This is a genomic window from Myxococcales bacterium, assembly GCA_012517325.1.
Classification (GTDB): Bacteria; Lernaellota; Lernaellaia; order Lernaellales; family Lernaellaceae; genus JAAYVF01.
On record JAAYVF010000130.1, the window covers coordinates 59,048 to 66,148 of the forward strand.

At 63.9% G+C, this 7,101-nt stretch carries 5 protein-coding genes; 1 reads left to right on the top strand and 4 read right to left on the bottom strand.

Going from position 1 to position 7,101, the window contains the following annotated elements; translation table 11 throughout:
- Positions 1-11: 11 nt before the first annotated feature.
- The 4 genes from GX444_21110 to GX444_21125 form a co-directional block, all read right to left on the bottom strand.
- A complete protein-coding gene (locus tag GX444_21110; GenBank protein NLH51084.1) occupies positions 12-2,825 on the bottom strand; it encodes a hypothetical protein in 2,814 nt (937 codons plus the stop codon).
- Between the two features lie 36 nt (positions 2,826-2,861).
- Positions 2,862-5,234, bottom strand: a complete 2,373-nt coding sequence (locus GX444_21115; GenBank protein ID NLH51085.1) for a hypothetical protein — start codon at positions 5,232-5,234, stop codon at positions 2,862-2,864.
- Between the two features lie 100 nt (positions 5,235-5,334).
- Positions 5,335-6,054: a hypothetical protein gene (locus GX444_21120; GenBank protein ID NLH51086.1), complete on the bottom strand. Its 720-nt coding sequence runs from the start codon at positions 6,052-6,054 to the stop codon at positions 5,335-5,337.
- 63 nt (positions 6,055-6,117) lie between these two features.
- Complete coding sequence (locus GX444_21125; GenBank protein ID NLH51087.1) at positions 6,118-6,579, bottom strand: YaiI/YqxD family protein; 462 nt, start codon at positions 6,577-6,579, stop codon at positions 6,118-6,120.
- A 93-nt stretch (positions 6,580-6,672) separates the two neighbouring features.
- Here GX444_21125 and GX444_21130 point away from each other — a divergent pair, with 93 nt between their 5' ends.
- Positions 6,673-6,999 carry a hypothetical protein gene (locus GX444_21130; protein ID NLH51088.1) on the top strand — a complete coding sequence of 109 codons (327 nt, stop codon included), beginning with the start codon at positions 6,673-6,675 and terminating at the stop codon, positions 6,997-6,999.
- The last annotated feature ends 102 nt before the right edge of the window (positions 7,000-7,101 follow it).

A 7,101-nucleotide genomic window follows, 5' to 3' on the forward strand; every position in this document is an offset into this window, starting at 1 on the left:
GACCGATCGGCTCAACAGCCGCATCCCGAATCGTCGTCGTCATCGTCATCGTCCCCGGACGGCGGCGAAATGTCGTCGTTGTCATCGTCATTCACGGCGTCATCGTCGGCGGAGTCGTCGTTGTCGTCGTCATCCACGGCGTCATCGTCGGCGGAGTCGTCGTTGTCGTCGTCATCGTCGTCGGCCGTGCCCGACTCGACGGTGAGCGCGGCGGCCAGCGCGGCCTCGCCGAAGCGGTTCGTCAGCCGCAAATCGTAGGCGCCCGGTTCGGTGTCCGCTGGAACGGCGAGCGTGAATTCCAGCGTTTCCGCGTCGAGTGCGACGATTTCCTCGCCGGTCAGCAGACTGTCATTGCGTGCGAGCCGCACGCCGAGGCCTTTATCGAGCAGCCGCTCGCCGGTCAGTGTGAAGGTCAGGGTTTCGCCCGCTGTCGCGCGATCAGGGTCGAGCGCGGTGACCGCCGGCACGGGAGGCGGCACGACGACCACCCGGCCGTTCGTGCGAGCATCGTCCGTCGCATGACGCGCTCCGAAAACCGCGTCGGTCAGTCCGTCGCCGTCGTAATCGAGGAAGGCGATTTCGTTGCCGAACAAGGATTGCGCGGTCTCGTAAGGGATCGCCCAATCGGCGCTGTCCGGGCTGCCGTCGATTTCACCGGTTGGGAACGACTCACCGCCGAGATAAAGACGCGCCGCGCCGGCTTCGAATCCCGCGTCGGTCTGGCGATAAGGTTCGGTGAGCCACAGGTCGTCGATGCCGTCCTGGTTGTAGTCGACGACGCCGATTCGCCAGCCAAGGCGCGCGCCGGTCTGATCGTTGCGGAACAAGGCGGCCGGCGTCAGCTCGTCGAGATTCAGATCGCCGTCGAGATCCGCGGGGTCCAGCAACCAGACCGCGCCCCCCTGCCGGGCCGATGCGGCCGAATGCGTTGAGCCAGCCAGCGCCAGATAGGTTTTATCGTCGCCGTAGGGCGCGACGATGGCAAACTCGGCGCCGGTCTGTTCGAGGGAATAGGTTCCGGCGATCGTGAACGCCGGCGCGAAATCGGCCGCTTGATAGGCATAAAGCCGGCCGGCGCTCAAGGCCGAGCCTGCGTTGAATTTCGGCGCGCCGACTAGCAGGAACCGGCCGGCGTCACCCAGGTCGACCGCCGCCAACCGATAGCCGAACCAATCGTAGTCGTTTTCGCCGTATTGCACCCAAGCCGCGTCGTCCGGCGAAAGCGGCGCGCCACCGGTCAGGTTCTGGCTGGACAGAAAAACCGCGACCTGCCCGCGTTGATAACCTTCGACCGCCGCGAACGGCGAACCGATCAACAGATCGCCGTAACCGTCGCCGTCGAGATCACTGCCCGCCAGTGCCCAGCCGAGATTGTTGCGGTGCTGCGCCGATTCGATGATCAAATCCGGCTCGGCGGCAAGCCCTTTTCCCGTACCGAAATAAACGGCGACCGCGCCGTGATACGACAGGTCGTCGGCTCCCGTGCTCGGCGCCGAAACCGCCAGGTCGTCACGGCCGTCGCGGTTTAGGTCCACCACGGCCAGGCTCCAACCGAAGCGCCCGGCGAGAATCGTTCCCGTCAGTTCGATATCCGCCGGCGAGGCGGAAAGATCGCGGATCTCGTGGCCGTCGATCGACACGCCGGAGTAGATGACCCGGACGCGGCCGATTTGCGGCTCGCCGGGTCCGCCGTCACCGGGCGAGCCCATCGCCAAATCGTCCCGGCCGTCCTGATTGAAATCGCCGACCGCCAGGCTGGACCCGAGGTAGCCGTAGGGCGTATCGGCGACGAACGTCAGCGTGCGATCCATCCCTTCGACCTCGCGCAGGACGGCGTCATTTTTTTGCGGGGCGGGGTTCAAGGCGCCGTGAAAGATCACCCCGCGCGCCGTGTGTTCCGCGCGAAGAGCAATTTCACCGCGCGCTTGCATCGCCCGGCCGATTACCATCCAGCGGCGCAAGGAGCGACCGTCCTCCGCCGGCGAAAGCGCCGGAAGCGCCAGGGAATCGCCCGCGCCGTTCTGCAGGCGATCGATCAACCCGATCCAGCGCCAGGCGGTCTGATTGCCCATGTCGTCGAGGCCGCCGGCGAAAAAATCCTGGTACTGCTCCGGCTCGAACACCGTCAGCAGCGCGAAGAGATCGGCGGTCGACGCCGCCAGCGCGCGCAACGCCAGCGAGCCCAGATACATCAGATTCATCGCGGTTTCGAGTATTTCCGGTGTAACGCGATCGTAGCCGAGGTTCTGATACACCTGGGCCAGGTCCGCCGTCGGCACATACCAATCGGTGAGGTATGAAAAATCATTGGCGCGGACGATGAACGCTTCGCCGCCGATGTCGCCGTAGTGGTGGGCCAGGTCGAAGTGGTCGGGAAATTCGAGTTCGCCCATCACGCCCAGAAAGCCCTCTTCGTAGCTCTGCTCGTGATGAGTCGTGAATTGCGTGTCCGCCACGACGTGCGCCAGGAATCCCAGCAGAAAAACCGCCGTCTGTCGGGTTTCCTCGTCCCACGGTTGCGGGTAAGTCGCCCGCACGTAATCGGCGGCGGCTTCGACCATCGATGCCGAATGTGCGGCCTCGGCCTCTGCGGTATAGCCGACGAGCCAACCCCAGTCGGGAAATCCCGCGCCCGCCAGCAGCGCGCCGTTACCGGCGTCCAGCCATTCCTCGTATTCCGGGTAATCCGGATCGGCGAACACCCAGGCGGCGCGCTGGCAAACATCGCCGTGCGTCAGCACACCGCAAGCCTGCGCCGCGGGAAGCGAAAAAAGCAGAACGAACGAAAACAGCGAAACCAGGGCGATCGTTTTCTTTTGGAACATGCGCCGATCCTTTTCTCCACCCTCCACTTTCAATATTTACCGGCAATCGCGCCGATCGGCAACTTGCTCGCCGGCGTCGAATTGGCCGGGGATGCCGGGCACCGGCCTGGCCGGGCGATCGTTGACGATCAATTCGCGCAGGCGATGGCCCGGGTCGTCGACGGCGATCCGCCACCCGGCGCGTTCCGCGGACTCGATCGTCAGGCGCAACCGGCCGTCGGCGAACGAAACGAGCGCCGCCGCGCAACGATCGAGCGCCCAGACCCGCTCCCGCTCCAGATCGACGTAGACCTGGCCGAATTGCCGGTAGGTCATCCCGGCGGCGTAAAGCGCCGTGCCGCAACCCCAATCGGGCGAAAGGTAACCGGCGGTCATTTCGTCGCGTCCCGTGTGGCCGTAATTTTCGAGGATCGCGCCCCGGTCGCGCGGACGGAGATGAATCAGGTTCCCCGGCGCAACTGGCTGCATTTCCTCGGCCAGCATGGTGGTGAACGAGGCGCGCAGCGCCGCCAGCGCCCGCTCCAGCATCTCCGGCCGGCGCGTGGCGCGGTACAGGTCGAAGTACAATGGGACGAACAACCCCTGCCGCGCGTCGTTGAATTCGGCGTCAGCGTTCATCACCGCGAAACCGCCGAAGGTATCGATGGAAAGTCGCGGATGATCGAACACCTGCTGGAACTGGCTGAGCCGGCCGGTCAGCCGTTCCGCCAGCGACAGCCACTTTTCGTCCTCGGTCGCGAGGTAGACGTCCAGGGCCGCGCACGCCGCCCAATACATGCTGAGTGAATTGACCGGAAAACAGCCGGTGAAGGGCTCCGGCCCGTCCTGCCCGGTGGGTCGCCCGGCGCAGGAATAAAGCAATTCGAAATCGAACCACTTTTCCTCGGGCAACACTTCCCTTTCGACGAACGACAACGATGCTTTCGCCGCCGCGAGCCAACGGTCGTCGGGCGCCAGGCGATGCAGGCGCGCCCAGAACATCGCCGGGGCCGCCGTCGACGCGCTGCGCGCCAGGATTTCCTGGGCCTGTAGTCCGTGCGGACCGGCCTCCATCCAAGCAGGCACCGAACCATCCGTCTGTTGATGGGTCAGCAGAAATTCCGCCAGCCGCGCGCTCCGGGCAAGGATGCGCGGATCGGGCGCGATCCATTCATGCCATTCGAGCAGGTGGAAGGCGGTGACCGCCGCGTCCGGCAAATGATAGGCGTCGATCATCTCGAAGGCGCGGGTGCCGCGCCGCCAGCTCACCTTGCCGTCCGGAATCAGGCAGATCGACGGCGGACAACCCTCGTCCAGCGGCGCCGCCAGCGCCAGTTCGACGATCCGCCGCGCGCGGCCGCGCAAGACGGTATCGCCGGAGCGCCCGGCGTGTAGCGCCGCGCCCAAGGCGGTGCGCGCCTGATTGAACCAGCATTGAAAAGAAACGATCGGCAGCACCTTCAGCCGGCCGGCGTGCAGAAAACCGGTCAGCAGCCGGTAACCGAGCGGGTGCAGGAACAGCGAGGTCTGCACCATCCCCATCAGCTTGATCATGCCGCCCTGGTGCTTGAGGTAGGAGCGGAACTCCTTTTCGCCCATGACCGCCGGCGCGCTGCCGGCGGTGACGGTCTGGGTGATCATCCCCGCCACGGGCCGTCCTTCATGGTGAAACTCGCGATAAAGGTCCTCGCGGAAGATGCGCCCGACGACCAGATCCCCCGCCGCGGCGAACGGCAGCATTTGCGGCTCGCAGCCCGCTTTACGGGAAAAGCGATCCCAGGCGAAGGAGGCCACCTCGGCCAGCGGCAGTTCGCCATGCAGCGGCCGTTCGAGCAGGTAATGACTCGTCCGGATGATGGTGTCGCGCGGGATGGCGCTGTCGGCGCGGGACTTTTCGAAAAAGATGTGCCCCTGCGTCCGCCAGGCGCCGAGCCCGAACGAAAAAACCGAATTGCCGTCCTCGTTCCGCCGTAAAAAGTTCAGATAAAGCCGGCCGTAAACCGGCCACATCGCGACATCCGCGACCAGCGCGATCGCCCGCGAGCCGGCCCCGGCGATTACCGCCGGCGTCCGCCAAACCTGATCCGCCATGACGAATTTCTCGCCCGGCCGCAAATAGGGAACCCACGCCTTGTCCGCCGGTCCGCCGCGCGTTTCATACCGGATTTCCAAATCGTGCAGCCGTACGGCCCGGCGGATCTCGAGAATCGTTTCCAGATGCCAGGTCGGGCCGACCCCTTCCATGGCCTGCGGCCGCAGGCGCAACACGCCGAACGGCAGATCGGCAATCCATTCCGCTCCTTCCTGCCGCCAGTCGACCCGGCGGCGAACGTCGTCGAAACGCACGGAAACGGGTTGCAGACGCAACCAGGCCGCCGACGCGGCGGCGGGTTCAGGGCCCAAACTAAACGGCAAGATCTGCTTTCGCATCGGTCATTACTCTCCGGTCGATCCGCCTTTCAGTATGGCGAATGGAAAGAAAAAGGGCGAGCCGAGCCCGCCCTTTCCTGTCATCGAATCGTCGTGCGAACTATTTTTTCGCCGGGGCTTTGTCTTCCGGTTTCGCCGGCGCGGGCGCGGCGGGAGCCGCGGGAGCGCCTTCCGGAGCCATCATGCCTTCGCCGCCCATCATGCCGGGCATCTGGGGCTGGGGCGCTTCGGGAGCGAACGGGCCCAGGTTCTGCTCGTTGATCTTGATCTTCGCGGTCGTTTTCAGCTGATTGACGATCTTGTTGTATTCTTCCATCTGCTGCTGCTGGGTGAGCCGCTGCGCGATCATCCCTTTGACCTGCTCGAAGTCCATCTTGGCCATCTGCGGATTCGAATCGTAGAACTTGCGCAGTTCCTCGTCGGTGGGCTGCTTGATGGCGGCTTTGATCAGGCCCTGGAGGTATTCGCCGACCACGACCTGTTTCTTGACCATATCCAGCTTCGCCTGGACTTCCGGCTTGTTCAGGTAGCCTTCCTGAACCGCCTTCTGATAAACCAGTTCGGCCTGGACCATGGTGTCGACCATGTTGCGTTTGCCGGCTTCGGTTTTCAGTTGCGCCTGGATGTATTCCGGGGCCTCGGCCACTACTTTTTCCAGTTGTTCCTTGGGAATCGGTTGATCGTTGACCCAAGCCACAACTTCGCTGTCGGTATATTTTTTCGCCGGAGCGCTGGTTGCATTGTTACCGGTATTGGCGCAGCCGGCCAGCAGGGCAAACGCCAGGATCATCGCCAAAACGGAGATTGATTTGAATTTCATGGTTCTTCCTTTAGTAATAATGAATAACGACCTCAAAGCCGCGACAGCCTAGCCGCAAACGACTCAACTGTCAAAGCGGTTGGAGGTTGCGCGGATCGCCTGGATAATCCGGATCAATTGGGAGGTGAAATAAAAAACCTCGCTGCCCGCCGACGGGCGCCCCTCCGCCGGCAGGCCGGCTTCCGCCTCGTCCCGTTCCGGTCCGGCGGCCGCGCGGATTTTCGCCCGGCATTCAGCGCCGAAAATTTCGCCGTTGGACCCCAAAACGCGCACGCCTTTTTCCATCAACCGGGCTGCCAGTTCGCCGCTCAAGGTCACGGCGATGTCATCCGGCCGGATATGCTCGACGATCCATTGATCGGCGGCCGCCGCATCCGGAAGCACGACCAGGCGAATCCGCTCGTCCCGCGGCACCTCGACCGGACGGACGGAAACCACGTGGACCGTCAGGCCGAAGCGGCGGGCGATGCCGTACACCTCGTTTTGGATCGCGCAGAATTCGGCGTCGATGTAGATGTCCAGCAAAAAAAACTCCCCCAATTCGCGAAGGAAGCATTGTTTCTTTGGTACCCGTTTCTTATCTTGTTCGCAAGCATGGAATCGACCAGGAGAAAAACCATGACCCGGGATAAAATGTTTCACGCCCACGACGCCGCCCGCCTCGACGATCCGGCGCGCCGCCGCCACCTGCCGGTTGACCGCCTGGTGGCCATGGTCGGCCCGCGGCCGGGCGAAACCATCGCCGATATCGGCGTCGGCCTGGGATTGTGTCTGCTGCCGATCGTCGAAGCCCTGCGGGGCGAAGGCCGTTTTCTCGCGGTCGACTGCCAGGAAGAAATGCTGGCCCGCTTTCGCGAAAAAATCGCCGCGTTTCCCTATGCCGAGGCGATCGAAACGGTGTTGACGCCTGCCGAAGCGAACGCTTCCAGGGTCGAGGGCGGATAGACGTTGGTCGCGTGCGCGATTTCGCCGCTCAGGACCAACGGGGTGGTGGCTTCAGTCTCGCCCTTCCAGATGCGGATTTCGCCGAACTTCACGCTGCCGGAG